Below are 24,393 nucleotides of genomic sequence, written 5' to 3' on the forward strand. Positions count from 1 at the left end.
GTTTCAGTCGTTGAAGAGGGCGGCGATGGCGTCCATGTGGGCGCGGCCGCGTTGCTTCTTTTCGGCGGTCTCGCGTTCGGGGTCGCTACCGTCGCGCAGCAGGTCGGCGGCGGGCAGTTCGTCCAGGAAGCGGCTGGGCAGGAGGTGTTCGAGCGCGCCCCAGCGTTTCACCTCGGCGCTGTGCGACAGGTACAGGCGCTCCTTGGCGCGGGTGATGCCCACGTACATCAGCCGGCGCTCTTCCTCCAGGCCGCCTTCTTCGACGCTGGCTTCGTGCGGCAGGTTGCCGTCCTCGCAGCCGATCACGAACACCGTGCGGAACTCCAGGCCCTTGGCCGCGTGCAGGCTCATCAGGCGCACCGCGTTGCCGGGTTCGCCACGGTCGGCGTTCGACAGCAGGGCCAGCTGCGCCGCCAGTTCGCCCGGGCCGCCGCCACGGGCGCCTTCGAACCACGAGGCCAGTTCGTCCAGGTTGGCCTTGCGGCGCAGGAAGCCGGCTTCGTCCTTGCACTGGCTGCGCACCATGCCCAGCAAGCCGCTGCGTTCGGCCAGCACCGGCACCAGTTCGGCCGGCGTCAGGCGCTGGGAGTCGTCGCGCAGCGATTCGACGATGCGGGTGAATTCGTCCAGGCCGGCCGCGGCGCGCGGCGTCAGCTGTTTCAGGAAGCCGATCTGCCCGGCCGCCCGCGACATCGGCATGCCGGCGGTTTGCGCCATCGCCGCCAGCTTTTCCAGCGTGGTCGCGCCGACCTCGCGCTTGGGCGCGGCGATCGCGCGCAGGAAGGCGGTGTCGTCGTCGGGGTTGGCCAGCACGCGCAGCCAGCTCAGCAGGTCCTTGACCTCGGCGCGGTCCAGGAAGGCGGTGCCGCCGGTGAGGTGGTACGGGATGCGCAGCAGCTGCAGCGCCTTTTCCAGCGGCCGCGACTGGTGGTTGCCGCGGAACAGGATGGCGAACTCGCCCCAGGGGATTTCCTTGGCCTGCTTGAGGTAGTGGATTTCCGCGGCGATGCGCTCGGCTTCGTGTTCGGAATTGCGGCACTGCCAGACCCGCACCGGCTCGCCGTCGCCGTGCTGGCTCCAGAGCTGCTTGAGGTGCTTGTGCGGGTTCTTTTCGATCAGCGTGTTGGCGCAGCGCAGGATGCGGCCCGAGCAGCGGTAGTTCTGCTCGAGCTTGATCACCTTCAGCGCCGGGTAGTCCTGGGCCAGCATTTCCAGGTTTTCCGGCTGGGCGCCGCGCCAGGCGTAGATGGACTGGTCGTCGTCGCCCACGCAGGTCATGTTGCCCTTCGGGCCGGCCAGCTGCTTGAGCAGGCGGTACTGGGCGCCGTTGGTGTCCTGGCATTCGTCCACCAGCAGGTAGCGGATGCGTTCGCGCCAGCCGGCGGCCAGGTCGGGTTCGGCTTCCAGCAGCTGCAGCGGCAGCCGGATAAGATCGTCGAAGTCCACCGCGTTGAAGGCCTGCAGCCGCGCCTGGTAGCGCGCGTACAGGGCGGCGGCTTCGCGCTCGCGCACGCTGCGCGCGGCCTCGGCGGCCTGTTCGGGGGTCAGTGCGTTGTTCTTGGCGGCGCTGATCAGGTTCTGCAGCGCGTACAGCGCATCGTTCTTCAGGCCCTGCGGCGAGAGGTCCTTGATGATCGACATCTGGTCGTCGGCATCGAAGATCGAAAACCCCCGGCGCAGGCCGGCGCGGTCGTGTTCGATCTGCAGGAAGCGCAGGCCCAGGGAATGGAAGGTGGTGACCGTCAGTCCCTCCGCGGCGTCGCCCTTGATGCGCTTGGCGACACGCTCGCGCATTTCACGCGCGGCCTTGTTGGTGAAGGTGATCGCGGCGATGTGCCGGGCCTCGCGCTGGCCGCTGCCGACCAGGTGGGCGATCTTTTCGGTGATCACGCGGGTCTTGCCGCTGCCGGCGCCGGCCAGCACCAGCAGGGGGCCGGCCGTGTAGGCGACCGCTTCTTTCTGGGGGGGGTTGAGGTCATGCATGAGGGCGCCGATTGTACCGGGCCGGCGGGTACAATCCGCGCCATGCTGCAAGTCACGCCCACCCTGGCCATCCCCGACGACGAACTGGTCGAACGCTTCGTGCGCTCGGGCGGGCCGGGCGGCCAGAACGTGAACAAGGTCTCGACCGCGGTCGAGCTGCGTTTCGACGTCGCCAATTCGCCGTCCCTGCCCGAGGCGGTGCGCGCGCGCCTGCTGGCCCGCCGCGACCGGCGCCTCACCGCCGAAGGCGTGCTGGTGCTCAGCGCCCAGCGCTTCCGCACCCAGGACCGCAATCGCGAAGACGCCCGCGAGCGCCTGGCCGCCGTGGTCGCCGCCGCCACTGTGGCACCGAAGAAACGCATCGCCACCAAGCCGACGAAGGGGTCGAAGGAGCGCCGGCTGGGCGCCAAGCGCGAGCGCGCCACGGTCAAGCGCCAGCGCAGCGTGTCGCGCTGGGAGCGCGAATGACCCGGGTTCCGGTGCTGCCCGACCAGGCGCCGCGCACCGGCTCGCGCTTTGGCCGCTGGCTGGGCCGCTTCCTGCTGCGCCTGGGCGGCTGGACCATCGAAGGGGAGTTCCCGCCGGTGCCGCGGGCGGTGGTCATCGCCGCGCCGCATTCGTCGGCCTGGGACGCCTATTGGGGCCTGGCCGCCAAGCTGGCGATGGACGTGGACATCACCTTCATCGCCAAGGCCGAACTGTTCCGCGGGCCGCTGGGCTGGCTGCTGCGCAAGCTCGGCGGCGTGCCGGTGGACCGCAGTGCGCCCGGCGGCCTGGTCGACCAGACGGTCGAGCAGATCCGCGGCGCACAGCGCATGTACTTCGTGCTGGCCCCGGAAGGCACCCGCAAGCGCGTGCAGCAGTGGAAGACCGGTTTCTGGAAGATCGCCCGGCGCGCGGAGGTCCCGGTTTTCTGCGCCTGGTTCCACTACCCCACGCGCACGATAGGCCTGGGGCCGATGGTGCACCTGACCGACGACCAGGCGGCCGACATGGCCCGCATCCGCGCCATCTACCGACCGCACGTCGGCAAGAACCGCGACACGCTGTAGCGCCCTCGAACTTAAGCACTCTAGGAATCAGCGGTTTCCACGATGCTTGTGCCTCAGAGCGGCTAGGTGTAAATACTACCGTAAGCGACGACGTTCAATTCGTGTCCCCAGTTGGGATTTCCTACTCCCTGCGCGGAAGATGGTGGCTAGTGTGCCTGAATGGGGTTCTCACCCTAGTGAACGGAGGCATGCAGAGATGAAGAAGACGAGAAAAGTTGTCCTAAAGTTTAGGGCGCCCCCAGTATTCACGTTAGATCGCGACGCTGGGCTAGTCGTAAGTAGAAAGGTGCTCGTCAAGGAGGGCATCATGAAGCGGCAGATCGATGCCACTAAGAAGCTCTTTGACGCTAGCGCTGCTAAGGAAAAAGCGAAGGCGCGCGGCTAATCCGCCCCTGAGCCGAAAGCCACGTGACTGTTCTGGCCCTAAGCCTTTTTATACTTGCATGCGGTTGGAAGTTCGTTAAGGACTGGCGGCTAACTCGATTCGCGGCCCTGAAGAACTCGGGACACCCTCAGTACTTTTCTGCCGTCCTAGCAGCGGCGTACCTAGCCTGCTTATCGGCAAGCATTCATAGCCTTCTCTCTCGAATTGATGCTTACCGGGATGGCTGGAGTGCTGGGCTCACCTATTTGCCAAGCCTTTCCAAGAGCCCTGGCGATGTTGAACTTCTGGGGTTTCTGACTGCGATAGCGGCAATTTCATTTGCGGGGGCTTGTGGGCTCTCATGGTTGTTCAACCACTTTCTATTTCGCGACCCGAGACTTCTCGTGGCGCTGGCCCGAAAAGTAGGCGCGATTGAAGAGCTGGAAGAGCTTTGCATTAGATGTCTGGAGAGTGGCGTACTAATCGCTATCACTCTCAAGTCGGGAAAAGTCTATGTAGGCATTCCGGAGGCCTATTCAATTCTGGATGGCGAAAAAAAATGGATCGGAATTTGGCCAATGGCATCCGGCTACCGAGACTCAGAGCAGGGGTTGGTTCTAAAGACCTACTATCAACCCCACTATGAGCTTATGGAGAGGTCTGGAGAGTCATGCGGACCAACACTTGACGACTTCCGCATAGTGTTGCCTAGATCAGAGGTCTCGTCGGCACAATCCTTTGATCTACCAACCTACGCCCGCTTCGGTTTTGGCGTGCCTGCGGCCGAGGGTTCAGCGTTGGACGGCGATGGGGCCGCTTCAGCCCAAGTGACGAACTTGCCTGATACTCTCGATCAAATGGACGAAATCGAGAACGACGGTTCTGAAATCGATAACGCTTCAGAGCTAAGCGCAGAAATCATGCCTCCTGAGGACGCTGCACTCCTCAGGATTTACTTTGGATTTGTCGTCTCTTTCTCGATGTTCGTGGTGCTTGTTTCTGGCACCGCCGTCTCTGCATTTTTCCTTGCGGCTTCGCTGTATTGCTTAGTGCGCCTATTGCAGGCGCGTGACCGGTAAGACCTTTGGTTGGTGCATCTACCTTTGGTTCCTAGGGGTTTCGGAGTCTGTTCCATTGTGAATAGACTTGCCCATGGATTTCATCTACGGCCTCTACGATCAGGTCACCGCGCATCCCTGGGCACACTCGGCCACCGTCGGCGTCGCCCTGCTGCTGCTGGCCTGGCTGGCCGACCAGCTGACCCAGCGCCTGCTGCTGCGCGTGCTGGTGCGGATGGTGAAGGCCTCGTCGGTGAAGTGGGACGACGCCCTGCTGGCGCGCGGAGTAATTTCACGCCTGGCCCACGCGGTGCCGGCGGTGGTCATCTATCTCGGCGTGCCGCTGGTGCCGAACCTGCCCGAAGGCGCGGTGGAGGTGGTGCGCAACGTCGCCGCCGCCTACGTGGTGCTCACAGCGGCGCAGGCGCTCAGCGCCTTCCTGGCCAGCCTGCAGGACATCTACGAGGCCCACGACCCCGAACGCGCGCGCAGCCGGCCGATCAAGGGTTACCTGCAGGTCGCCAAGATCGTGCTGTTCGTGCTGGCGGTGGTGCTGATCGTCGCGGTGCTGGTGGAAAAATCGCCGCTGCTGCTGCTCTCGGGCTTCGGCGCCATGACGGCGGTGCTGATGCTGGTGTTCAAGGACACCATCCTGTCGCTGGTGGCCAGCGTGCAGATCCAGTCCAACGACATGGTGCGCGTGGGCGACTGGATCGAGATGCCCAAGTACGGCGCCGACGGCGACGTCATCGACGTCGCCCTGCACACGGTGAAGGTGCAGAACTGGGACAAGACCATCACCACCATCCCCACGCACACGCTGATCGCCGACAGCTTCAAGAACTGGCGCGGCATGAGCGAATCCGGCGGCCGCCGCATCAAGCGCGCGCTGCCGATCGACCAGGGCACGGTGCGCTACCTCAGCAACGAAGAACGCGAGGACCTGTCGCGCTTCGTGCTGCTGCAGCCCTACCTGGACAAGAAGGCGTCGGAGCTGGCCGAGTGGAACGCCCAGCGCCAGGGCAAGGCGCCGGTGAACCTGCGCCGGCTCACCAACCTGGGCACCTTCCGCGCCTACGCCCGCGCCTACCTGCAGGCGCACAAGGGCATCCGCGACGACATGACCCTGCTGGTGCGCCAGCTCGACCCGGGCCCGCAGGGCCTGCCGATAGAGATCTACTGCTTCACCGGCACCACCGCCTGGAACGACTACGAAGACATCCAGTCCGACATCTTCGACCACCTGCTGGCGATCCTGCCCGAGTTCGGGCTGCGCGCGTTCCAGGCGCCGTCGGGCGGCGACGTCGCCGCGGCCGCACAGGCGCTGGGCGTTCAGCGCTCGGAGTGCCCCGAGTCGAAATAGTCGCGGCGCTGGAACAGGCCCGGCTTGACCAGGTCGACGAAATCCCGCGCCTGCGGGCTCAGGTACTTGCCCTTGCGCATCACCACGCCGTAGCTGCGCGGCGGGAAGTAGTCGGCCAGGCTGCGCGCCACCAGCCGCTGCTTGTCGGCTTCGGTCAGGCAGATGCTGGTGACGATGCTGATGCCCAGGCCCATGGCCACGTACTGCTTGATCACCTCCCAGCCGCCCACTTCCAGCGCCACCGTGTAAGGCACGCGCTGCTGCTGGAACACCAGGTCCACCAGCCGGTAGGTGGTGAGCCGCCGCGGCGGCAGGATCAGGCCGTAGGGCGACAGGTCCTCGAGCCGCAGGTCGGGCTTTTCCGCCAGCGGGTGGCCGGGCGGGCAGATCAGCATCGGGTCGAAGGAATACACCGGCTCGTAGGCCAGGTCGGTGGGCACGTCCAGCATCGAGCCCACGGCCAGGTCGACGCCGTCCGAGCGCAGCAGGCCCAGGCCGTCCTGGCCGGTGACGTTGTGCAGCACCAGCTGGACCTCGGGGTGCTGTTCGCGGAAGGCCTGCACCAGGGTAGGCAGCAGGTAGAGGATGGTTGAACTGCCGGCCGCCACGTGCAGCTCGCCGGCTTTCAAACCCTTGATCTTGCTGCGGAACTCGGCCTCCAGGCCGTCCAGGCCCTCGACCAGCGGCCGGGCCAGGTCGTAGAGCAGCTGGCCTTCGCGGGTCAGGCTGAAGCGCCGGCCGATGCGCTCGAAGAGCGGCGTGCCCAGCTCCCGCTCCAGGGCCTGCACCTGCAGGGTCACGGCCGGCTGGCTCAGGAACAGGGCCTCGGCCGCCCGGGTCACCGAACCCAGGCGCGCGACCTGGCAGAAGGCCCGCACCGGCTTGAGACGGTCGCCCTTGTAATAAAAACGGGGCTTGCGCTCGGCCATAAGTGGCTGTTTCCAGTTAGATATAAGCTGAGCTTATACCAAGTATCAAAACATTTGTTTTGTCAAAGTCCAGCCCCCGGGCCTAGGGTCGAGTCCAGATTCGAACCCGGAGAGTTCCCATGGCAGGCGACGCGGCACGCACCCTTTCCCCCCTGGTCCTGGCCGGCCCGCGCCTGGCGGGCCAGGAAGACCTGCTCGGCCCGGCCGCCCTGGAGTTCCTGGTCGAACTGCACCGCACCTTCGAAGCCCGGCGGCAGGAACGCCTCGCGGCCCGCCGCGCGCGCCAGGCCCGCTTCGACGCCGGCGAACTGCCCGACTTCCGCGAAGACACCCGCGCCATCCGCGAAGGCGACTGGACCGTGGCCCCGATCCCGGCGGCGCTGACCGACCGCCGGGTGGAGATCACCGGGCCGGTCGAACCCAAGATGGTCATCAACGCCCTGAACTCCGGCGCCAGCTGCTACATGGCCGATTTCGAGGACTCCACCAGCCCCACCTGGGAAAACCTGCTGGTCGGCCAGCGCGCCCTGCGCAAGGCCACCGCCGGCACCCTGGACTGGATGGCGCCGGACGGCAGCAAGCACTACGTGCTCGACCCGACCTCCACCACCACCCTGATCGTGCGCCCGCGCGGCTGGCACCTGGACGAAAAGAACGTGCTGGTGGACGGCGAACGCCTGTCGGCCAGCCTGTTCGACCTGGGCCTGTACGCCTTCCTCAACGCCACCGTGCTGCAGGCCCGCGACCGCGGCCCGTACTTCTACCTGCCCAAGCTCGAGTGCATGGAAGAAGCGGCGCTGTGGGAAGACGTGCTGGCCTGGATCGAGGCGCGCCTGCGCCTGCCGGCCGGCTGCATGAAAGTGACGGTGTTGATCGAAACCCTGCCCGCGGCCTTCGAGATGCACGAAATCCTGCACGCGCTGCGCAGCCGCATCGTCGGCCTGAACTGCGGCCGCTGGGACTACATCTTCAGCTACCTCAAGGTCTTCCGCCGGCACCGCGACCGCGTGCTGCCCGAACGCGGCCAGGTCGGCATGACCCAGCCCTTCCTGAAGGCCTATTCCGAACTGCTGGTGCAGACCTGCCACCGCCGCGGCGCCCACGCCATGGGCGGCATGGCCGCGCAGATCCCGATCGCCGGCGACCCGATCGCCAACGAAGAAGCCATCGCCCGCGTGCGCGCCGACAAGCAGCGCGAAGTGGACGCCGGCCACGACGGCACCTGGGTGGCGCACCCGGCCCTGATCAAGGTGGCGCGCGAGATTTTCGACGCCGGCATGCCCGGCCCGAACCAGCACGCCACCCGCCGCGAGGACGTGCAGGTGACGCGCGACGCGCTCATCCGCCCCAGCATCGGCACCATCACCCGCAAGGGCTTCGACAACAACGTCGAGGTCTGCGTGCGCTACCTGGCCGCCTGGCTCGACGGCAACGGCTGCGTGCCCATCCACTGGCTGATGGAAGACGCCGCCACCGCCGAAATCGGCCGCGCCCAACTGTGGCAGTGGCTGCACAACAAACACCTGCACCTCGACGACGGCACGCCGGTGGACTTCTCGCTGTTCGACCGCGCGCTGCTGGCGCTGCCCTCGAAGCTGGCCGACCGCATGAAGCTGCCGGGCGGCTCGAAGATCAACGAGGCCATCGCGCTGCTCGACGAGCTGACCCACGCCGACGAGCTGGTCGAGTTCCTGACCCTGCCCGCCTACGAACGCCTTTAATCCACACCCCCACGACAAGGACCCACCGCCATGACCACCACCCTCCCCACCGCCGCGCAACTCAAGCAGACCTGGGCCAACGACGCCCGCTGGTCCGGCATCGAGCGCGGCTACAGCGCCGAAGAGGTGGTTCGCCTGCGCGGCACCGTGGCCATCGAACACTCCCTGGCCCGCCTGGGCGCGGAAAAGCTGTGGAAGTCGCTGGGCAGCGAGCCCTTCGTCAACGCGCTGGGCGCGCTGACCGGCAACCAGGCCATGCAGCAGGTCAAGGCCGGCCTGAAGGCCATTTACCTCAGCGGCTGGCAGGTTGCGGCCGACGCCAACGTCGCCGGCGAGATGTACCCCGACCAGTCCCTGTACCCGGCCAACTCGGTGCCGCTGGTGGTCAAGCGCATCAACAACGCGCTGCTGCGCGCCGACCAGCTGCACCACGCCGAAGGCAAGGACGACATCGATTTCCTGCAGCCGATCGTGGCCGACGCCGAAGCCGGTTTCGGCGGCGTGCTCAACGCCTTTGAACTGATGAAGGCGATGATTGAGGCCGGCGCCGCCGGCGTGCACTTCGAAGACCAGCTGGCTTCGGTGAAGAAGTGCGGCCACATGGGCGGCAAGGTGCTGGTGCCGACCCAGGAAGCCGTGCAGAAGCTGATCGCCGCGCGCCTGGCCGCCGACGTGATGAACGTGCCGACCCTGCTGGTCGCGCGCACCGACGCCGAAGCCGCCGACCTGCTGACCAGCGACATCGACCCCAACGACAAGCCGTTCTGCACCGGTGAGCGCACCCCGGAAGGCTTCTACAAGACCCGCAACGGCATCGACCAGGCGATCAGCCGCGGCCTGGCCTACGCGCCCTATGCCGACCTGGTGTGGTGCGAAACCGGCAAGCCCGACCTCGAGTTCGCGCGCAAGTTCGCCGAGGCCATCCATGCGAAGTTCCCGGGCAAGCTGCTGGCCTACAACTGCTCGCCGAGCTTCAACTGGAAGAAGAACCTCGACGACGCCACGATTGCCAGGTTCCAGAAGGAACTGGGCGCCATGGGCTACAAGTTCCAGTTCATCACCCTGGCCGGCTTCCACGCGCTCAACTACGGCATGTTCGAACTGGCGCATGGTTATGCGCGCAACCAGATGACCGCCTTCGTCGAACTGCAGGAGAAGGAGTTCGCCGCCGCCGACAAGGGCTTCACCGCGGTCAAGCACCAGCGCGAAGTGGGCACCGGCTACTTCGATTCGGTCACCCAGGCCATCCAGGGCGGGCAAAGCTCGACCACGGCGCTGAAGGGTTCGACCGAAGAAGAACAGTTCCAGGGGGAGCGACAGGCGGACGCCGCCTGATCCTGGGGGCCGGCCCCGTCGGGGGAGGGGGCCGGCCCGATTTGATGCACGTCGCATATTCCCGGCCCGGTCCCGGTTACACTCGGCTGTAACCGAGGGTCGAGTTTCCCAGTGAATCCAACCGATTACCCGGTCCACGTCGCCGCCGCAGACGGCAGCGACGCGGACGCCCGACTGCCATCGCAGCTGTCACCCGACGAGTTCCGGGTGCTGGCTTCTGTCGGCGTCAGCCGGGCGGTGCTGCCGGGCGAGGAGCTGTTCAAACGCGGCGAAGACGCACAGAGCATGTTCCTGGTCGACACCGGCGAAGTCCGCCTGTGCTTCGACGACGGCCTGGCCGACAAGCTGCTCGGGCCGGGCCAGTATTTCGGCGAACTGGCGGTCTTCATCGGCCGCCACCAGCGTTTCGCCCGCGCCGTGGCCGAAACCCCGGGCGTGCTTTACGAAATCACCCAGGACGCCTTCCAGGCCTTGATCGACCAGGAACCGGCGCACGTGGCCCGCTTCATGCGCCGCAGCTTCGCCTACCTGGTGGCCGGCGAACACCAGCTGGTGCAGAGCCTGCGCCGGCGCAACGAAGACCTGCTGCAGACGCTCGACACCCTGCGCCAGACCCGCAGCGAGCTCACCGTCGCCCAGCAGCTGGTGCGCAGCGACGACCTGACCGGCCTGGCCAACCGCCGCGGCCTGTACCGGTACCTGGATGAACTGGGCCACCAGCCCCTGGCGGGCCACCGCCTGGCCCTGCTGCTGGTGGACATCGACCACTTCAAGCAAATCAACGACCGCAGCGGCCACCTGGCCGGCGACGCCGCCCTGCGCGCGATCGCCGAGGAAGTGCGGCGCATGGCCGGGCCGCTGGAGCTGCCCTGCCGCCTGGGCGGCGACGAATTCGCCCTGGTGCTGCGCGTGGCCGACCGGGGCGAGCTGGCCAACCGGGCCCTGGGCCTGCTGGCGGCCGTGCGCAGCCTGCGCCTGCCCAGCCTGGGCGAGTCGCGCCTGAGCGTGAGCGTGGGCGGCGCCTTCTGCGCCGACCCGGGCGGCTGGGCCGCCTGGTACAGCGAAGCCGACCGGGCCCTGTACGCCGCCAAGCGCCAGGGCGGCGACGCCTGGCGCCTGGACGAATAAGTCTTGTCCGGCGTGCCGCGACCCCTGCGTTCACTCCGGTAGGACGCCTGCCGGCAACACAATGCACGCCATGGACCCCCGCCACCCGAGTCGCCCCGACGCGCCTGCCGTGCGGCCGATGCTGCGCGCGGTGCTGGTGTGCGACATCGTCGGGTCCACGGCCCTGGTCGAACGCCTGGGGGACGCCCGCACCGCCGCGCTGATGCAGCGCCACGACCAGCTGCTGCTGCAGGCCATGAAGCTTTGCCACGGCCAGCTGGTGGACAAGGCCGACGGCGTGCTGGCCCTGTTCGAGCGGCCCATCCAGGCCCTGGACTTCGCCCTGCGCTACCAGCGCGGCCTGCACGAGCTGGGCAAGGCCGAAGGCATTCCGCTGCGCGCCCGCACCGGCATCCACGTGGGCGACGTGATGACCTGGGCCAACCACCCGCGCGACGTGCAGGCCGGCGCCAAGCCCATCGAGGTCGAAGGCCTGGCCAAGCCGGTGGCCGCCCGCCTGATGGGCCTGGCCATGCCCGGCCAGGTGCTGATGTCGGGCATGGCCCAGAACCTGTCGCACCGCGCCGCCGGCGAACTGGGCGAACGCGCCGGCCGGCTGCGCTGGCTGGTGCACGGCCGCTACCGCTTCAAGGGCGTGCCGGCGCCGATGCTGGTGCACGAAGTCGGCGAGCCCGGCATCGCGCCGCTGCGCGCGCCCGAGTCGGGCGACAAGGCCTGGCGCGAGCTGCCGCTGTGGCGACGGCCGCCGGTCATCGCCGCCGAAGCCCTGCTGCTGCTGGCCCTGGGCGCCGGCCTGCTGTGGTCCACCTTCCGCAGCGAACCCGCCATCGCCTTCGCCGAACGCGACTGGGTGGTGGTGGCCGACGTGCAGAACCAGACCGGCGAAGACCTGTTCGACGACTCCCTGGACGTGGCCCTGCGCATCGGCCTGGAACAGTCCCGCCACGTGAACCTGGTATCGGAGCTCCAGGTCGATCGCGCCCTGCAGCGCATGCAGCGCACCGGCCAACCGGTAGACCGGCAGCTGGCCGTCGAACTGGCGCTGCGCGAAGGCGCGAAAGCCGTGATCCTGCCCACGGTCGCCGAAGTCGGCGGCCGGGTGCGCGTAAGCCTGGAACTGATCGAGCCCACCAGTGGCAACACCGTGCTGAGCAATTTCGGCGAAGGCAAGGGCAGGGAAGGCGTGCTGCCCGCGATGGACATCGCGCTGGCCGGAACGCGCGCAAGCCTGGGCGAATCGGTGGCGTCGATCGAGGCCACCGGCAAGCCGCTGGAGGAGGCGAGCACTGGCGACCTGGTGGCCCTGAAGGCCTTTTCGCTGGGCGTGAAGGCGCGCTACGAAAGCCGGCTGGAGGAGGCCTGGGACCTTTTCGAAGAAGCCGTGCGCCGCGACCCCGAGTTTTCCATGGCCTACCTGCGCATGGCCTTCCTGCGCTATTCGTACAACGACGGCAAGGGCCTGGAGCACTACCTGGGCCTGGCGCAGAAATACCGCAGCAACCTGAGCGAGCGCGAAGCCCTGTTCCTGGACGCCGCGGCGCGCGTGCCCGAAGGGCCGGACCCCACGCTGCGCCGGCTGCGCGTGCTGTCGGCGATGTATCCGGACGAATACCGCGCCTACTACAACTACGCCTACTTCGGCTGGACCGGCGGCCAACGCTACCGCGAGAGCCTCGAGCAGCTGGCCCCGGCCGTGAACGGGCAAAACCCGGCGCGGGCAAGCGCGGCCTACCTGCAGGGCATCCTGCACCTGGCCGTCGGCGAGCCGAAGGCGGCGGTGACCGCGTTCGAGCGGGCCGAATCCCTGGGCGTCAGCGGCGAACGGCGGGCGCATGCCGAGGCGTACGCCAGCCTCAGGCGCTACGACGACGCGCGGCGCGTGCTGGGCCTGGCCACGGACACCGACGCGGCCAACGTGAGCTTCGAGCAGCTGCTGCCGCTGGTCAGCTTCCCGCTGGACCAGGGCCACTGGCAGGCGGCGCTGGACGAGGCCACGCGGCAGGCGCGCGACGCCGCCGCCGTTTCCGATCTCAATGGCTGGGTAGCCGAGGGGTCGCTGCTGGGATTGCGCAGCTATTCGCCCGACCCCGCCTTCGGCGCCGACGTCGCGGCCTACCTGCGTTCACAGGCGGCCCTGCTGCCCGACGCCAGCCGCTTCGACCGCCGCCACCTGGTGTTCCACGTGCTGGCGGCCGGCTGGATGGCCGCCCGCCAGGGCCAGGTCGAGCTGGCGCATGAGGCCCTGGACATCGTCGACCCCTACCCCGAGATCAAGGGATTCCCGGCCAATGCCGACATGGCGCGGGTCCTGCGGGCCGAGCTGGCCCTGCAGGCCGGCGACGCGGACCAGGCGCTGGACGTCCTGGCCAGCCGCAATGCCACCGGGGAAGAGCTGTACCTGGCCCATGCCCTGCGCATGCGCGCCCTGGAAGCGTCCGGCGACCCGGCGGGGGCGCTGGCGCAGGCCGAATGGCTGCGCGGCCACCGGGGCCTGGCCTACGTCGAATTCAACAGCCTGCACCTGCTGCAGCCGGTGAACATCATCGAGTCCAACCTGGCCCTGGCCTCGGCGGCGCGCCTGGCCACGCAGCTGGGCCGCAAGGAACTGGCGGCGACGCGCCAGGCCGAGTTTGCGTCGGCCTGGCCCGGGCATGCGGACATGGACGTGGTGCGGCGCCGCTTCGGCGCCGACTGATCAGCGCTGCGGGTTTTCCAGCGTGATCGGGTGGGCGCCGGCCTGTTCCGTGGCCAGCTGCTTGCGCAGCGTGTCGCGGCTGGCGGCGATGTCCTTCTTGTCGGCCAGCTTCGACACCGACAGGCAGGACCACAGGCCTTCCTTCACCGACGCATCGGCGGCGGGGGCGTGGCCCACCTGGGCCAGGGCCTGGCGCGGGTCCTTCTGGAACAGGGCGCGGAAGTCGTCGTCGGTGGCGAGCTTGTCGAGCAGCTTGGCGGCGGTTTCGTCGGAAAGCGTGTTGGACATCGTGGTTCCCCCTGGCGTGACGCAAATGCGTCGGAAATGGTGTGCACCCCGCTCCCCGGGGCGCGGCGGCAGTGTCGCATACTGTCGCCCCCGCCCGAAGCCGGAACCGCCGATGCCACTGCGCCGCTGCCAGCACCTGTTCGTGGAACTCGACCAGGCGCCGCGCTTCGCCTTCGACACCCTGCTGACCGGCGGCGACGGCATGGACCGGACGCCGCGCTGGCTGGCCTACGCCGCGCACCTGGACGAACCGGTGCCCGTGACGCTGGACCAGCTGGCAGTGCTGCAGGCCGTGCCACTCGACTGGACCGACGCCGCGGCCTTGCATGCAAGCCACGGCGAGGCCGCCGTGCAGGCGCTGCTGGCGCTGGGCCTGCTGATTTCCGACGCCGACGAACACGCCGGCTGGCGCGACCGCGACCAGGCCACCCGCGACATCGCCTGGTGGACCCCGGCGCTGATGGCCCAGGCCCACGGCGGCTGGCGCGACCTGGACATCCAGGCCCGCGGCGAACAGGGCCTGATGCTGAGCAGCCAGCAGATGGTGGACGCCTTCGGCGCCGCGCCCGAACCGGACTACCGCCGCGCGCCCGAGGCCACGCCGGTGGCGCTGCCGCTGGCCGAACCCAATCATTTCGACGCGCTGCTGCAGCGCCGCCGCACTTGCCGCAACTTCGACGCCGGCGCCACGCTGGCGCAAGACGACTTTTCCGCGATGCTGCGCCGCGTCTGGGGCGCGCTGGGCACGCGCACCCTGGCGCCGGGCGCCGTGGCGGTGAAAAAGACCAGCCCGGCCGGCGGTGGCCTGCACGCGGTGGAAGCCTACGTGCTGGTGCGGCGGGTCGAGGGCCTGGCGCCCGGCCTTTACCACTACCTTTCCATGCGGCACGCGCTGGAACCGCTGGCGGCGCTGTCGCCCGACGAGGCCGCCGCGCTGGCCCACCGCTTCGTCGCCGGCCAGGATTGGTTCGAGGACGTGCCGGTGATGGTGGTGATGACGGCGCGCTTCGACCGCCTGTTCTGGAAATACCGCCGCCACGCCAAGGCCTGGCGGGTGGTGCACCTGGACGTGGGGCATCTGTCGCAGACCATGTACCTGTCGGCCACCGAACGCGGGCTGGGCTGCTTCGTCACCGCCGCCATCAACGACCGCGCCGTGGACGAGGCCCTGCGGCTAAGGCCGCTGCGCGAGGCGGCGATTGCGCTGGTGGGTTTCGGACCGCGCGCGGCGGAAATGCGCACGATGGAGCTGGACCAGTTCGACCCGGTGGATCTGGGCCGCGAGGCCTAACCCGGCGCCGGCTTGCGCGGCAGCCCGTCGTCCGCCGTCGGCAGCCAGGCGGCGTGGGTGTCGTAATAGACGTGCACCTGCGGTTCGCGGTCGAGTGGCGTGTCGAAGTTGCTGCGCACGATGTGCAGTTCGCCGGCCCACTTTTCGGATCGGAAGAAGAGCGTGCTGCCGCAGCGCGAACAGAAGCCGCGTTCGGCGTCGGGGCTGGATTCGTACCAGGTGAGCCGGGCCTGCGGGTCAGAGATCGCCACCTTCTCGGAGGCGAAGCCGACCCAGGTGACCACGCCGGCGCCGTGGGCGCGCTGGCACAGGCTGCAGTGGCAGTGGGCCATCCATTTCGAGGGCAGTTGGGCGTCGAAGCGCAGGTCGCCGCAGAGGCAGCGACCGGAAGCGGTGTTCGGAACAGTGTCCATGGGTCCTCCTGCGTCGATGCTAGCTCAGGCTGGCGGGCCGGCGCGATCAAGCAGGCGGTAGCCGATGGCTTCGGCGACGTGTTCGGTGCGAATGGCGTCTTCGCCTCCCAGGTCCGCAAGCGTCCGCGCCACGCGCTGGATGCGGTGCAGGGCGCGGGCGGAAAGCTGCAGCTGGTCGATGGCGCGTTCCAGCAAGCGGCGGTCATGCGGGCGCAGTACGCAGTCCCGGTCGGTGCTGGTCTGGTCGAGGCGGGCGTTGGGCACACCCGCGCGTTCAAGCTGCCGGGCGCGTGCGGCCAACACCCGCGCACGCACGACGGCGGTGGATTCGCCGGGCGGCTGGTCCGGACGCAGCTGCGAGGGCGGCAAACGCGGTACGGCCAGCTGCAGGTCGATGCGGTCGAGCAGTGGGCCGGAAAGTTTGGCCCGGTAGCGCGCCACCGACTCGGCGCTGCAGCCACAGCGGCCGCTGGGGTCGCCGGCCCAAGCGCAGGGGCACGGGTTCATTGCTGCAACCAGCTGGAAGCTGGCGGGAAATTCGCTTTGCCTCGCGGCCCGCGACACGATGACCCGGCCCGACTCCATCGGCTGGCGCAGGGTTTCCAGGGCCTGCCTGGACCATTCGGCCAGCTCATCCAGGAACAGCACGCCGTTGTGGGCCAGCGATACTTCACCCGGGCGTGGGTTGCTGCCGCCGCCGACCAGTGCCACGGCACTCGCCAGATGATGTGGACTTCGATACGGACGCTGCCGCCAACGGGACAGGTCCAGGCCCTGGCCACTCACGGAATGGATGGCGGCGGTTTCCAGCGCTTCGGTTTCGTCAGGGTCGGGCAGTAGACCCGGCAGGCGCGAGGCCAGCAGCGTCTTGCCGCAGCCGGGCGGGCCAATGAGCAGCAGCGCGTGGGCACCAGCGGCAGCAACTTCCAGTGCCCGCCGCGCGGCGCCTTGCCCGCGCACGTCGGCGAGGTCGGGGTAACGCGCCATCGCAAGCGGCAGGTCGCCGGCGCTGGCCAGCGGCAGCATCGCCTCGCCGCGCAGATGAGCGCAAACCTCCAGAAGCGTGCGTGCGACGTAGGCGCGACCGCCGCTGGCCAGTGCAGCTTCGGCACCATTGCCGGCGGGCACCACCAGCGGCCGGCCTTCGCGCGCTGCGGCCAAGGCGGCAGGAAGCACACCGTCCACCGGCTTCAGCTCGCCGGTAAGCGCCAACTCGCCCAGCAGTTCGACCTCGCCCAGTGTCTGCACCGGCACCTGGCCGCTGGCCGCCAGCAGGCCAAGCGCGATGGCCAGGTCGTAGCGCCCGCCTTCCTTGGGCAAATCCGCCGGCGCCAAGTTGACGGTGATGCGTCGCTGCGGGAATTCGAACTGGGCGTTGCCGATCGCCGAACGCACGCGTTCACGGCTTTCGCGCACCGCGGTGGCCGGCATCCCCACCAACGTGAAGTTTGGCAGACCACCACCCAGGTGCGCCTCGACCCGTACCGCGGGCGCAAGCACGCCGACCCGGGCGCGGCTGTGCGCCAGCGCCAGGTTCATTGCAGGGGTAGGCGGGGTTTAGTGCGCGGTGCCGTCGGGCGCGCCGCCGCGGGCCTCGAGTTCGGCCAGCTTGCGCTCCAGCGCTTCCAGCTTCTCGCGCGTCCGCAGAAGTACGGCGCGCTGCACGTCGAACTCCTCGCGGGTCACCAGGTCCAGCCGGTTCAGGCCCGACTGCAGGGTGGCCTTGAAGTTCTGCTCCAGGTCGGCGCGTGCGTCCTTCAGGCCCGGGGGCACCAGCTCGCTCAGCTTGCGGGCCAGGTCGTCGATGTTCTTGAGGTCGATCATGGGTTTGCTCCGGTGGGGTGGGGCCACGATGCGCCTTGCCGGCGCCGGCGTCTGTCGGGGATTCCCCACGGGGCCCACAAGAATTCCACGCCCGGGCCGAGCATTCAATCGCCGCGTGGCGGGCAAGGTTCAGGTGTTCGCGTCCGAACCCCCTTCCCACGTCCCCGGAGGCCCTGCCCATGGTTCCCCTGTTGCCGTTGCTGGCGCTCGCCAGCCCCGCCCCGCCGCCCATTGATTCGGGCGACACCGCCTGGATGCTCACCGCCACGGCCCTGGTGCTGTTCATGGTCATCCCCGGCCTGGCCCTGTTCTACGCCGGCATGGTGCGCTCGAAGAACATCCTGTCGGTGCTGATGCAGTGTTTCGCCATCACCGGGCTGATTTCGGTGCTGTGGGTGGTGTTTGGCTACAGCCTGGCCTTCGACACCACCGGCATGCAGGCCGGCACGGTGAACCTGGCGTCCTTCGTCGGCGGCTTCGACAACACCTTCCTGCGCAACTTGGGCAAGGACAGCGTGGTCGGGGCCTTCCCGGAAAGCGTGTTCATCACCTTCCAGATGACCTTCGCCATCATCACCCCGGCCCTGATCGTCGGCGCCTTCGCCGAGCGCATGCGCTTTTCGGCGATGCTGGTGTTCATGGCGCTGTGGTTCGCCCTGGTCTATGCGCCAATGGCGCACATGGTCTGGGCCGGCGACGGCGGCCTGATGTGGGACTGGGGCGTGCTCGACTTCGCCGGCGGCACCGTGGTGCACATCAATGCCGGCGTGGCCGGCCTGGTGGCGGCCCTGGTGCTGGGCAAGCGACACGGCTACCCGGGCGCGGCGATGGCGCCGCACAACCTGGGCTACACCCTGGTCGGCGCGGCCATGCTGTGGGTGGGCTGGTTCGGCTTCAACGCCGGCTCGGCGGTGGCCGCCGATGAAACCGCCGGCATGGCCATGCTGGTCACCCAGGTGGCCACGGCGGCGGCGGCCCTGGGCTGGATGACGGTGGAATGGCTTACCCACGGCAAGCCCAGCGCCCTGGGCATCGCCTCGGGCGTGGTGGCGGGGCTGGTGGCCATTACCCCGGCGGCGGGCACGGCTGGGCCGGTCGGGGCATTGGTCATCGGTTTCAGCGCCAGCATCGTGTGCTTCTTCTGCGCCACCACGCTCAAGCGCCGGCTGGGCTACGACGACTCGCTGGACGTGTTCGGCGTGCACGCGGTCGGCGGCATCGTCGGGGCGCTGCTTACCGGGGTGTTCGCGGCGCCGGCCCTGGGCGGATTCGGGGAAGTCACCGACATCCCGGCCCAGGTCTGGGTGCAGGCCAAGGGCGTGGGCTTCACCATCGCCTACACTACGGTCGTCACCTACGTCCTTCTGAAGCTGGTTGGCCTGGTCATCCGGCTGCGGGTGGACGAGGACCAGGAAGCCGAGGGCCTGGACCTCGCCCTGCACAACGAACGCGGTTACAACCTTTGAACCCCCCGGGAGATGCTTCGATGAAAATGGTCATGGCCATCATCAAACCCTTCAAGCTCGACGACGTGCGCGAGTCCCTGAGCGACGTCGGCGTCTCGGGTGTCACGGTCACCGAGGTCAAGGGCTTCGGCCGCCAGAAGGGCCACACCGAACTCTACCGGGGCGCCGAATACGTGGTCGACTTCCTGCCCAAGATCAAGCTCGAGGTCGCCGTCACCGACGACCAGGCCGACCGCGTGGTCGAAGCCATCCAGGCGGCGGCCAACACCGGCAAGGTCGGCGACGGCAAGATCTTCGTCTACGACCTCGACAAGGTGCTGCGCATCCGCACCGGCGAACTGGACGGCGACGCCCTGTAAGCCGGCGCAGCAAACGATTCAGCTTCATCGGCCGCTTAGGGCCTAGTGTGGCTCCCGGACACCCCAGTCCGGGAGACACCGATGACCAACCCCCCGAAAAAGCCCGATTTCTCCAGCGTCCAGTCCCGGGTCACCGGCAGCGAGGCCCCGCGGGCCGACTTCGGCAACGTCGATTCCGGCGTCCGCTCTTCCGAACAGGCCATCGAAGGCGGTGGCGGCGGCAGCCAGGGCGTGCGCACGCACACCGTGGTCCGCGGCGACACGCTGTCCGGCATCGCGAAGCACTACTACGGCAAGGCCGGCTCCTGGCCGATCCTCTTCGAAGCCAATCGCGACAAGCTCGACAACCCCGACCTGATCCATCCAGGCCAGATCCTGAAGATCCCGCCGCTTGCCAGCGGCCACGAGTGACCCCCCTTTGGAGAACCCCATGAAATCCACCCCACTGACCCCGGCGCTTGGCCTTGCGCTGGCCGCGACGCTGGCCCTGGCCGGCTGCAAGAAAGACGAAGCGACGCCGCCGCCGGTCGTGACCCAGCCGGCCCCGGCCCCGGCGCCAGCGCCCGTCGCCGCCACGGTGTCGGTCACCGGCGTCACCCTGGGCACCGACGTGGATGCCGATGGCCGCGTGATCGAAAGCCAGTCGCGCTTCACCCCGAACCAGGCCATCACGGCCTCGGTCAGCACCAACACCAGCGACCCCGTCGCGGCCGTGGCCGGCAGCCTGTCGGCCAAGTGGCTGTACCAGGACGGCCAGGTGGTGAACGAAGAAAGCAATGCCTTCAGCTTCGCCGGCCCCGGCACCACCAACTTCCGGATCAGCAAGCCCGACGGCTGGCCGGTCGGCCGCTACACCCTGGAAGTCTCCCTGGACGGCCGCAAGGTCGAAACCCGGGAGTTCACGGTGGTTGCCGCGCAGTAAGCGCCGGGTAGCGCGAACAAAAAAAGGCCGGCGTCGAGAAGACGCCGGCCTTTTCGTTGGGCCACGCCCGGGCGGCGTGCGTCAGTCGCCCAGGGCCTTTTGCATCATCGGCGGCATCGACAGCGCGCCGCGGTGGATGGCGGCGGTGTAGTACTGGGTGTCGAAGGGCTTGGCAGCGGCGTCGGCGTCGCGGAAGGCGGTGAGGTCGCGGGCTTCTTTCGAGGCGATCGTGCAGCTCCACCAGCCGGTCGGGTAACACGGCTGCGGGAAGGGCAGGGTGCGGAAGGTGGTGAAGCCGGCGTCGGTCATCGCCTTGCGCATGTCCAGGATCAGCTGCATCAGCGCCAGCGGCGACTCGCTCTGCTGCACCAGCAGGCCGCCCGGGCGCAGGGCCTTCAGGCAGGTTTCGTAGAAGGCCTGGTTGAACAGGCCTTCGGCCGGGCCGACCGGGTCGGTGGAATCGACGATGATCACGTCGATCGATTCCGGCTTGGCGTTCTTCATGTAGGCGATGCCGTCGTCGAACATAACCGTCGCGCGCGGGTCGTTGTTGGACTCGCACAGCTCCGGGAAATACTTCTCGGCCATGCGCGTCACCTGCTCGTCGATGTCGCACTGCACCGCCGTGCGCACGCCCGGGTGGCGCAGCACTTCGCGCAGGGTGCCGCAGTCGCCGCCGCCGATGATCACCACGTCCTTCGGGTCGGCGTGGGTGAACAGCGGCGCGTGCGCCATCATCTCGTGGTAGAAAAAATTGTCGCGCGTGGTCACCATCATCGCGCCGTCGATCAGCATGACGTTGCCCCAGTCGGTGCTTTCGTACATCTCGATCTTCTGGAACGGCGACTGCACTTCCTCGAGCTTGCGCTTCATCCGCAGGCCGAAGGCCGAGCCGGTGTGCTCGAAGTTTTCATGCAACCAAGTCGTGGTCATCGCGGTATCCGGGGGTAGCTGAACGTGGGGGCGCATTGTACCGCCCGCGCATGAACCCACGACCCCCGGGCGGTACACTACGCCCCACCTTTTCCCCGGAATCCGCGCCCATGCCCGCCTGGTCCCTCGACCGCGCCCGCCACACCTACTCCATTCCCTACTGGAGCGAAGGCTACTTCGACGTGGACGCCCAGGGTCGCATGGTCGTGCGCCCGCGCGGCGCCGGCGGCCCCGAGCTGGCCCTGCCCGAGGTCGTGGCCAAGGCCACCGGCGCCGGCCTGAAGCTGCCGCTGCTGCTGCGGTTTTCCGACATCCTGGGCGACCGCCTGGGCAAGCTGCAGGCCGCCTTCGGCCGGGCCATGAAGGAACTGGACTACCAGGGCGGCTACACCGCCGTGTACCCGATCAAGGTGAACCAGCACCGCGGCGTTGCCGGCGAGCTGGCCGCCGCCGGTGGTGAAGGCTTTGGCCTCGAGGCCGGCTCCAAGCCCGAGCTGATGGCCGTGCTGGGCCTGGCCCGGCCCGGCAGCCTGGTCATCTGCAATGGCTACAAGGACCGCGAGTTCATCCGCCTGGCCCTGGTCGGCCGCAAGCTGGGCCTGGAAACCTTCATCGTCATCGAAAAGCCCAGCGAACTGGCGATGGTCATCGAAGAATCCAAGGCCCTGGGCGTGAAGCCGGGCCTGGGCGTGCGCCTGCGCCTGGCCTCGCTGGGCGCCGGCAAGTGGCAGAACAGCGGCGGCGACAAGGCCAAGTTCGGCCTCTCGCCGCGCCAGGTGCTCGACCTGGTCGAACGCCTCAAGGCCGCTGACATGCTCGACACCCTGCAGCTGCTGCACTTCCACATGGGCAGCCAGATCTCCAACGTGCGCGACATCGCCAACGGCATGCGCGAAGCGGTGCGTTATTTCGTCGAGCTCACCCGCCTGGGCTGCAACGTTCGCTTCATGGACTCGGGCGGCGGCCTGGGCGTGGACTACGAAGGCACGCGTTCGCGCGGTTTCTGTTCGATCAACTACGGCCTCGACCAGTACGCGCACACCCTGGTGCAGCCGCTGGCCGAAGCCTGCGCCGAAGAAGGCATCACGCCGCCGCGCATGGTCACCGAAGCCGGGCGCGCGATGACCGCGCACCACGCGGTGATGGTGGTGAACGTGTCGGAAGTCGAGCGCGCGCCGGAAGGCCAGGTGCCGCGGTCGGACGACGACGAACCGTCGGTGGTGCGCCACCTGCGCGAAACCCACGCGGCCCTGGGCGAACGCCCGGCGCTGGAGCTGTTCCACGAAGCCCAGCATCACCTTGCCGAGGGCCAGGCCCTGTACGCGCTGGGCCAGATCACCCTGCGCCACCGCGCGCGGCTCGATGACCTGTTCTACGCCGTCGCCCACGCCGTGCGCGAACGCCTGACGGCGCAGGAGCGCAGCCACCGCGACGTGCTCGACGAGCTCAACGAACGCCTGGTGGACAAGTACTTCGTCAACTTCTCGGTGTTCGAATCCATCCCCGACGTCTGGGCCATCGACCAGGTGTTCCCGATCGTGCCGATCGCGCGCCTGGACGAGGTGCCCGACCGCCGCGGCGTCATCGCCGACCTCACCTGCGACTCCGACGGCCGCATCGACAGCTACGTCGAATCCGAATCGCTCGACAGCTCGCTGGCGCTGCACTCGCCGCGCGAAGGCGAAAGCTACCGGCTGGGCATCTTCATGGTCGGCGCCTACCAGGAAACCCTGGGCGACATCCACAACCTGTTCGGCGACACCGACACCGCCAACGTCGAGCTCGGCGAAGGCGGCGGCTATTCGGTGGCGCGCCAGCGCAAGGGCGACACCACCGACGTGATGCTCGACTACGTCGGCTACGACCTCAACGAACTGCGCAGCGCCTACAAGGCCAAGGTGGACGCCGCCGGCCTGCCCCCGGCCGAAGCCGCCAAGCTGCTGGTGGACCTGGAAACCGGCCTCACCGGCTACACCTACCTGCACGAGGAAAACGCCGGCGGAGCGCAGTCGTGAGCGCTGGATTCATTGGCCTGGGTGCCATGGGCGCGCCGATGGCGCGGCACCTGCATTCGCGCGGCCTGCTGGCCGTGGTCGGCAATCGCACGGCCGCGAAGGCGCAGGCACTGGCCGCTGAACTGGGCGTGGCCGCCGCGGCCTCGGCCGCCGACTTCGCGACCTGCGACGTGGTCGCGCTTTGCGTTTCCCTCGACGCCGACGTGCTGGAGAACGTGCAGGCCCTGGCCGGGGTGCTGCAGGCGGGGGCCGTGGTGATCGACCATTCGACGGTGTCGGTGGACACCGCGCGCCAGGCCCGGGCGCTGCTGGCGGCGCGGGGCATCGGCTTCGTGGACGCGCCGGTGTCCGGCGGCGTCGAAGGCGCCCGCAACGGCAAGCTGTCGGTGATGGCCGGCGGCAGCGAAGCGGATCTGGCCAAGGCCCGGCCCGTGCTCGAGGCCTACGCCGCACGCATCACCCACATGGGCGACACCGGCGCCGGCCAGGCCACCAAGGCGGTGAACCAGGTGCTGGTGGCCGGCATCAACGAAGCGGTGTGCGAAGGCCTGGCCCTGGGCGAAAAGCTGGGCCTGGACGCGGAAAAACTGCTGCCGACCCTGATGGCCGGCGCCGCCGGCAACTGGTTCCTGGAAAAGCGCGGCGCCACGATGCTGGCCAACCAGTTCGTGCCGGGCTTCAAGTGCGGGCACCTGCTCAAGGACCTGCGCATTGTCGAGGGCATGGCCCGCGACGCCGGCGTGCAGGCGCCGGTGGTGGCGCAGGCGCTGGCCGACTACGCGCGGCTGGTCGAACAGGGGCAGGGCGACGCCGACACCTCGGCGCTGATCACGCTCAAGCGCGGTTGAAGGGCACCCGGTCGGCGGTCAGCCATTCCATCGCCTGCCCGCGGTCGAAGAACAGCCGCATGAAGTGGATGCCCAGGTTGCCGCACTGCACGGCGTAGAACTCGAAGTCGCCGCGCGTCGGGCCATCGGCGTCGATCAGGATCGCGATGCGCAGGTCGCTGCCGAAGCCGGCGTCTTCGCCGCGCCTGGGCATGTCGAAGATCTCGGCCGCGCCCAGCGCCAGCCGGGTGCGGCGATGGTCGACCAGGAAACGCGCGCTGCGGAACCGGTGGCCGGCCATCACCGCGTCGCGGGTGAGGTCGCGCAGCATGGTCCGGTCGTGCAGGCCTTCCGCGGTGACCTGCACCACGTCTTCGTCCGCCAGGTGTTGCACTTGCCAGGCCATCGCGAGTACTCCCCGCGTTTG

23 protein-coding genes are annotated in these 24,393 nt (G+C 68.5%); 15 read left to right on the forward strand and 8 right to left on the reverse strand.

The window, feature by feature from the left end:
- Positions 1 to 3: 3 nt before the first annotated feature.
- Positions 4 to 1,983, reverse strand: coding sequence for a UvrD-helicase domain-containing protein (locus IEX13_RS10425; protein ID WP_188663899.1), 1,980 nt, complete (start codon positions 1,981 to 1,983; stop codon positions 4 to 6).
- Positions 1,984 to 2,025: 42 nt separating this feature from the next.
- Here IEX13_RS10425 and arfB point away from each other — a divergent pair, with 42 nt between their 5' ends.
- The 4 genes from arfB (at position 2,026) to IEX13_RS10445 (ending at position 5,820) form a co-directional block, all read left to right on the forward strand.
- The gene (gene arfB / locus IEX13_RS10430) at positions 2,026 to 2,451 is read left to right on the forward strand and encodes an alternative ribosome rescue aminoacyl-tRNA hydrolase ArfB (protein WP_188663901.1); all 426 of its coding nucleotides are present in this window, start codon (positions 2,026 to 2,028) and stop codon (positions 2,449 to 2,451) included.
- Positions 2,448 to 3,035, forward strand: coding sequence for a lysophospholipid acyltransferase family protein (locus IEX13_RS10435; RefSeq protein ID WP_188663903.1), 588 nt, complete (start codon positions 2,448 to 2,450; stop codon positions 3,033 to 3,035). Before arfB ends, IEX13_RS10435 begins: the two co-directional genes overlap by 4 nt.
- A gap of 768 nt (positions 3,036 to 3,803) precedes the next feature.
- On the forward strand, positions 3,804 to 4,478 hold the full coding sequence (locus IEX13_RS10440; protein ID WP_188663904.1) for a hypothetical protein: 675 nt from the start codon (positions 3,804 to 3,806) through the stop codon (positions 4,476 to 4,478).
- Positions 4,479 to 4,551: 73 nt separating this feature from the next.
- Entirely contained in the window at positions 4,552 to 5,820 is a 1,269-nt protein-coding gene (locus IEX13_RS10445; RefSeq protein WP_188663906.1) for a mechanosensitive ion channel family protein, read from the forward strand.
- Here the strand turns inward: IEX13_RS10445 and IEX13_RS10450 are convergent.
- A complete protein-coding gene (locus IEX13_RS10450; RefSeq protein WP_188663908.1) occupies positions 5,790 to 6,749 on the reverse strand; it encodes a LysR family transcriptional regulator in 960 nt (319 codons plus the stop codon). The genes IEX13_RS10445 and IEX13_RS10450 overlap by 31 nt on opposite strands.
- A gap of 119 nt (positions 6,750 to 6,868) precedes the next feature.
- Here IEX13_RS10450 and aceB point away from each other — a divergent pair, with 119 nt between their 5' ends.
- The 4 genes from aceB to IEX13_RS10470 all read left to right on the forward strand — a co-directional run bounded on the left by aceB (position 6,869) and on the right by IEX13_RS10470 (position 13,628).
- On the forward strand, positions 6,869 to 8,470 hold the full coding sequence (gene aceB, locus IEX13_RS10455) for a malate synthase A (RefSeq protein ID WP_188663910.1): 1,602 nt from the start codon (positions 6,869 to 6,871) through the stop codon (positions 8,468 to 8,470).
- A gap of 30 nt (positions 8,471 to 8,500) precedes the next feature.
- Entirely contained in the window at positions 8,501 to 9,805 is a 1,305-nt protein-coding gene (aceA, locus tag IEX13_RS10460) for an isocitrate lyase (protein WP_188663912.1), read from the forward strand.
- 111 nt (positions 9,806 to 9,916) lie between these two features.
- Complete coding sequence (locus IEX13_RS10465; protein ID WP_188663914.1) at positions 9,917 to 10,933, forward strand: GGDEF domain-containing protein; 1,017 nt, start codon at positions 9,917 to 9,919, stop codon at positions 10,931 to 10,933.
- 70 nt (positions 10,934 to 11,003) lie between these two features.
- A complete protein-coding gene (locus IEX13_RS10470) occupies positions 11,004 to 13,628 on the forward strand; it encodes a putative peptide modification system cyclase (protein WP_188663916.1) in 2,625 nt (874 codons plus the stop codon).
- Here IEX13_RS10470 and IEX13_RS10475 read toward each other — a convergent pair whose 3' ends face one another.
- Positions 13,629 to 13,916, reverse strand: a complete 288-nt coding sequence (locus IEX13_RS10475; protein WP_188663918.1) for an NHLP-related RiPP peptide — start codon at positions 13,914 to 13,916, stop codon at positions 13,629 to 13,631.
- 112 nt (positions 13,917 to 14,028) lie between these two features.
- On the opposite strand from IEX13_RS10475, the gene IEX13_RS10480 reads away from it, so the two are divergent.
- Complete coding sequence (locus IEX13_RS10480; RefSeq protein ID WP_188663920.1) at positions 14,029 to 15,207, forward strand: putative peptide maturation dehydrogenase; 1,179 nt, start codon at positions 14,029 to 14,031, stop codon at positions 15,205 to 15,207.
- Here the strand turns inward: IEX13_RS10480 and IEX13_RS10485 are convergent.
- From IEX13_RS10485 to ubiK, 3 genes are read right to left on the reverse strand one after another with little or no spacing between them, the layout of a single operon-like run.
- Complete coding sequence (locus tag IEX13_RS10485) at positions 15,204 to 15,620, reverse strand: GFA family protein (protein WP_188663923.1); 417 nt, start codon at positions 15,618 to 15,620, stop codon at positions 15,204 to 15,206. The genes IEX13_RS10480 and IEX13_RS10485 overlap by 4 nt on opposite strands.
- Before the next feature lie 24 nt (positions 15,621 to 15,644).
- A complete protein-coding gene (locus tag IEX13_RS10490; RefSeq protein ID WP_188663925.1) occupies positions 15,645 to 17,159 on the reverse strand; it encodes a YifB family Mg chelatase-like AAA ATPase in 1,515 nt (504 codons plus the stop codon).
- 18 nt (positions 17,160 to 17,177) lie between these two features.
- The gene (gene ubiK, locus IEX13_RS10495; RefSeq protein ID WP_188663927.1) at positions 17,178 to 17,444 is read right to left on the reverse strand and encodes a ubiquinone biosynthesis accessory factor UbiK; all 267 of its coding nucleotides are present in this window, start codon (positions 17,442 to 17,444) and stop codon (positions 17,178 to 17,180) included.
- 179 nt (positions 17,445 to 17,623) lie between these two features.
- Here ubiK and IEX13_RS10500 point away from each other — a divergent pair, with 179 nt between their 5' ends.
- From IEX13_RS10500 to IEX13_RS10515, 4 genes are all read left to right on the forward strand, one after another.
- Positions 17,624 to 18,910, forward strand: a complete 1,287-nt coding sequence (locus IEX13_RS10500) for an ammonium transporter (RefSeq protein WP_188663929.1) — start codon at positions 17,624 to 17,626, stop codon at positions 18,908 to 18,910.
- 20 nt (positions 18,911 to 18,930) lie between these two features.
- Entirely contained in the window at positions 18,931 to 19,269 is a 339-nt protein-coding gene (locus IEX13_RS10505; RefSeq protein WP_188663931.1) for a P-II family nitrogen regulator, read from the forward strand.
- 81 nt (positions 19,270 to 19,350) lie between these two features.
- Positions 19,351 to 19,680 (forward strand): LysM peptidoglycan-binding domain-containing protein, encoded by a 330-nt coding sequence (locus tag IEX13_RS10510; RefSeq protein ID WP_188663933.1) that lies wholly within the window; start codon positions 19,351 to 19,353, stop codon positions 19,678 to 19,680.
- A gap of 19 nt (positions 19,681 to 19,699) precedes the next feature.
- Positions 19,700 to 20,191: a hypothetical protein gene (locus IEX13_RS10515; protein WP_188663935.1), complete on the forward strand. Its 492-nt coding sequence runs from the start codon at positions 19,700 to 19,702 to the stop codon at positions 20,189 to 20,191.
- Between the two features lie 81 nt (positions 20,192 to 20,272).
- On the opposite strand, the gene speE is transcribed toward IEX13_RS10515, so the two are convergent.
- Positions 20,273 to 21,124, reverse strand: coding sequence for a polyamine aminopropyltransferase (gene speE, locus IEX13_RS10520; RefSeq protein WP_188663937.1), 852 nt, complete (start codon positions 21,122 to 21,124; stop codon positions 20,273 to 20,275).
- Positions 21,125 to 21,234: 110 nt separating this feature from the next.
- Here speE and speA point away from each other — a divergent pair, with 110 nt between their 5' ends.
- A complete protein-coding gene (gene speA / locus IEX13_RS10525; protein ID WP_188663939.1) occupies positions 21,235 to 23,139 on the forward strand; it encodes an arginine decarboxylase in 1,905 nt (634 codons plus the stop codon).
- A complete protein-coding gene (locus IEX13_RS10530; RefSeq protein WP_188663941.1) occupies positions 23,136 to 23,987 on the forward strand; it encodes an NAD(P)-dependent oxidoreductase in 852 nt (283 codons plus the stop codon). Before speA ends, IEX13_RS10530 begins: the two co-directional genes overlap by 4 nt.
- On the opposite strand, the gene IEX13_RS10535 is transcribed toward IEX13_RS10530, so the two are convergent.
- Entirely contained in the window at positions 23,974 to 24,372 is a 399-nt protein-coding gene (locus IEX13_RS10535; protein WP_188663943.1) for a hypothetical protein, read from the reverse strand. The genes IEX13_RS10530 and IEX13_RS10535 overlap by 14 nt on opposite strands.
- Positions 24,373 to 24,393 lie beyond the last annotated feature (21 nt).

This window comes from Arenimonas soli, assembly GCF_014643775.1.
Lineage (GTDB): Bacteria > Pseudomonadota > Gammaproteobacteria > Xanthomonadales > Xanthomonadaceae > Arenimonas > Arenimonas soli.

Excerpts from the sequence above, each read along its gene's own strand:
- IEX13_RS10425 (WP_188663899.1), bottom strand. The coding sequence starts at position 1,983 with ATGCATGACCTCAACCCCCCCCAGAAAGAAGCGGTCGCCTACACGGCC.
- arfB (WP_188663901.1), top strand. The coding sequence starts at position 2,026 with ATGCTGCAAGTCACGCCCACCCTGGCCATCCCCGACGACGAACTGGTC.
- IEX13_RS10435 (WP_188663903.1), top strand. The coding sequence starts at position 2,448 with ATGACCCGGGTTCCGGTGCTGCCCGACCAGGCGCCGCGCACCGGCTCG.
- IEX13_RS10445 (WP_188663906.1), top strand. The coding sequence starts at position 4,552 with ATGGATTTCATCTACGGCCTCTACGATCAGGTCACCGCGCATCCCTGG.
- IEX13_RS10450 (WP_188663908.1), bottom strand. The coding sequence starts at position 6,749 with ATGGCCGAGCGCAAGCCCCGTTTTTATTACAAGGGCGACCGTCTCAAG.
- aceB (WP_188663910.1), top strand. The coding sequence starts at position 6,869 with ATGGCAGGCGACGCGGCACGCACCCTTTCCCCCCTGGTCCTGGCCGGC.
- aceA (WP_188663912.1), top strand. The coding sequence starts at position 8,501 with ATGACCACCACCCTCCCCACCGCCGCGCAACTCAAGCAGACCTGGGCC.
- IEX13_RS10470 (WP_188663916.1), top strand. The coding sequence starts at position 11,004 with ATGGACCCCCGCCACCCGAGTCGCCCCGACGCGCCTGCCGTGCGGCCG.
- IEX13_RS10475 (WP_188663918.1), bottom strand. The coding sequence starts at position 13,916 with ATGTCCAACACGCTTTCCGACGAAACCGCCGCCAAGCTGCTCGACAAG.
- IEX13_RS10480 (WP_188663920.1), top strand. The coding sequence starts at position 14,029 with ATGCCACTGCGCCGCTGCCAGCACCTGTTCGTGGAACTCGACCAGGCG.
- IEX13_RS10485 (WP_188663923.1), bottom strand. The coding sequence starts at position 15,620 with ATGGACACTGTTCCGAACACCGCTTCCGGTCGCTGCCTCTGCGGCGAC.
- IEX13_RS10490 (WP_188663925.1), bottom strand. The coding sequence starts at position 17,159 with ATGAACCTGGCGCTGGCGCACAGCCGCGCCCGGGTCGGCGTGCTTGCG.
- ubiK (WP_188663927.1), bottom strand. The coding sequence starts at position 17,444 with ATGATCGACCTCAAGAACATCGACGACCTGGCCCGCAAGCTGAGCGAG.
- IEX13_RS10500 (WP_188663929.1), top strand. The coding sequence starts at position 17,624 with ATGGTTCCCCTGTTGCCGTTGCTGGCGCTCGCCAGCCCCGCCCCGCCG.
- IEX13_RS10505 (WP_188663931.1), top strand. The coding sequence starts at position 18,931 with ATGAAAATGGTCATGGCCATCATCAAACCCTTCAAGCTCGACGACGTG.
- IEX13_RS10510 (WP_188663933.1), top strand. The coding sequence starts at position 19,351 with ATGACCAACCCCCCGAAAAAGCCCGATTTCTCCAGCGTCCAGTCCCGG.
- IEX13_RS10515 (WP_188663935.1), top strand. The coding sequence starts at position 19,700 with ATGAAATCCACCCCACTGACCCCGGCGCTTGGCCTTGCGCTGGCCGCG.
- speE (WP_188663937.1), bottom strand. The coding sequence starts at position 21,124 with ATGACCACGACTTGGTTGCATGAAAACTTCGAGCACACCGGCTCGGCC.
- speA (WP_188663939.1), top strand. The coding sequence starts at position 21,235 with ATGCCCGCCTGGTCCCTCGACCGCGCCCGCCACACCTACTCCATTCCC.
- IEX13_RS10535 (WP_188663943.1), bottom strand. The coding sequence starts at position 24,372 with ATGGCCTGGCAAGTGCAACACCTGGCGGACGAAGACGTGGTGCAGGTC.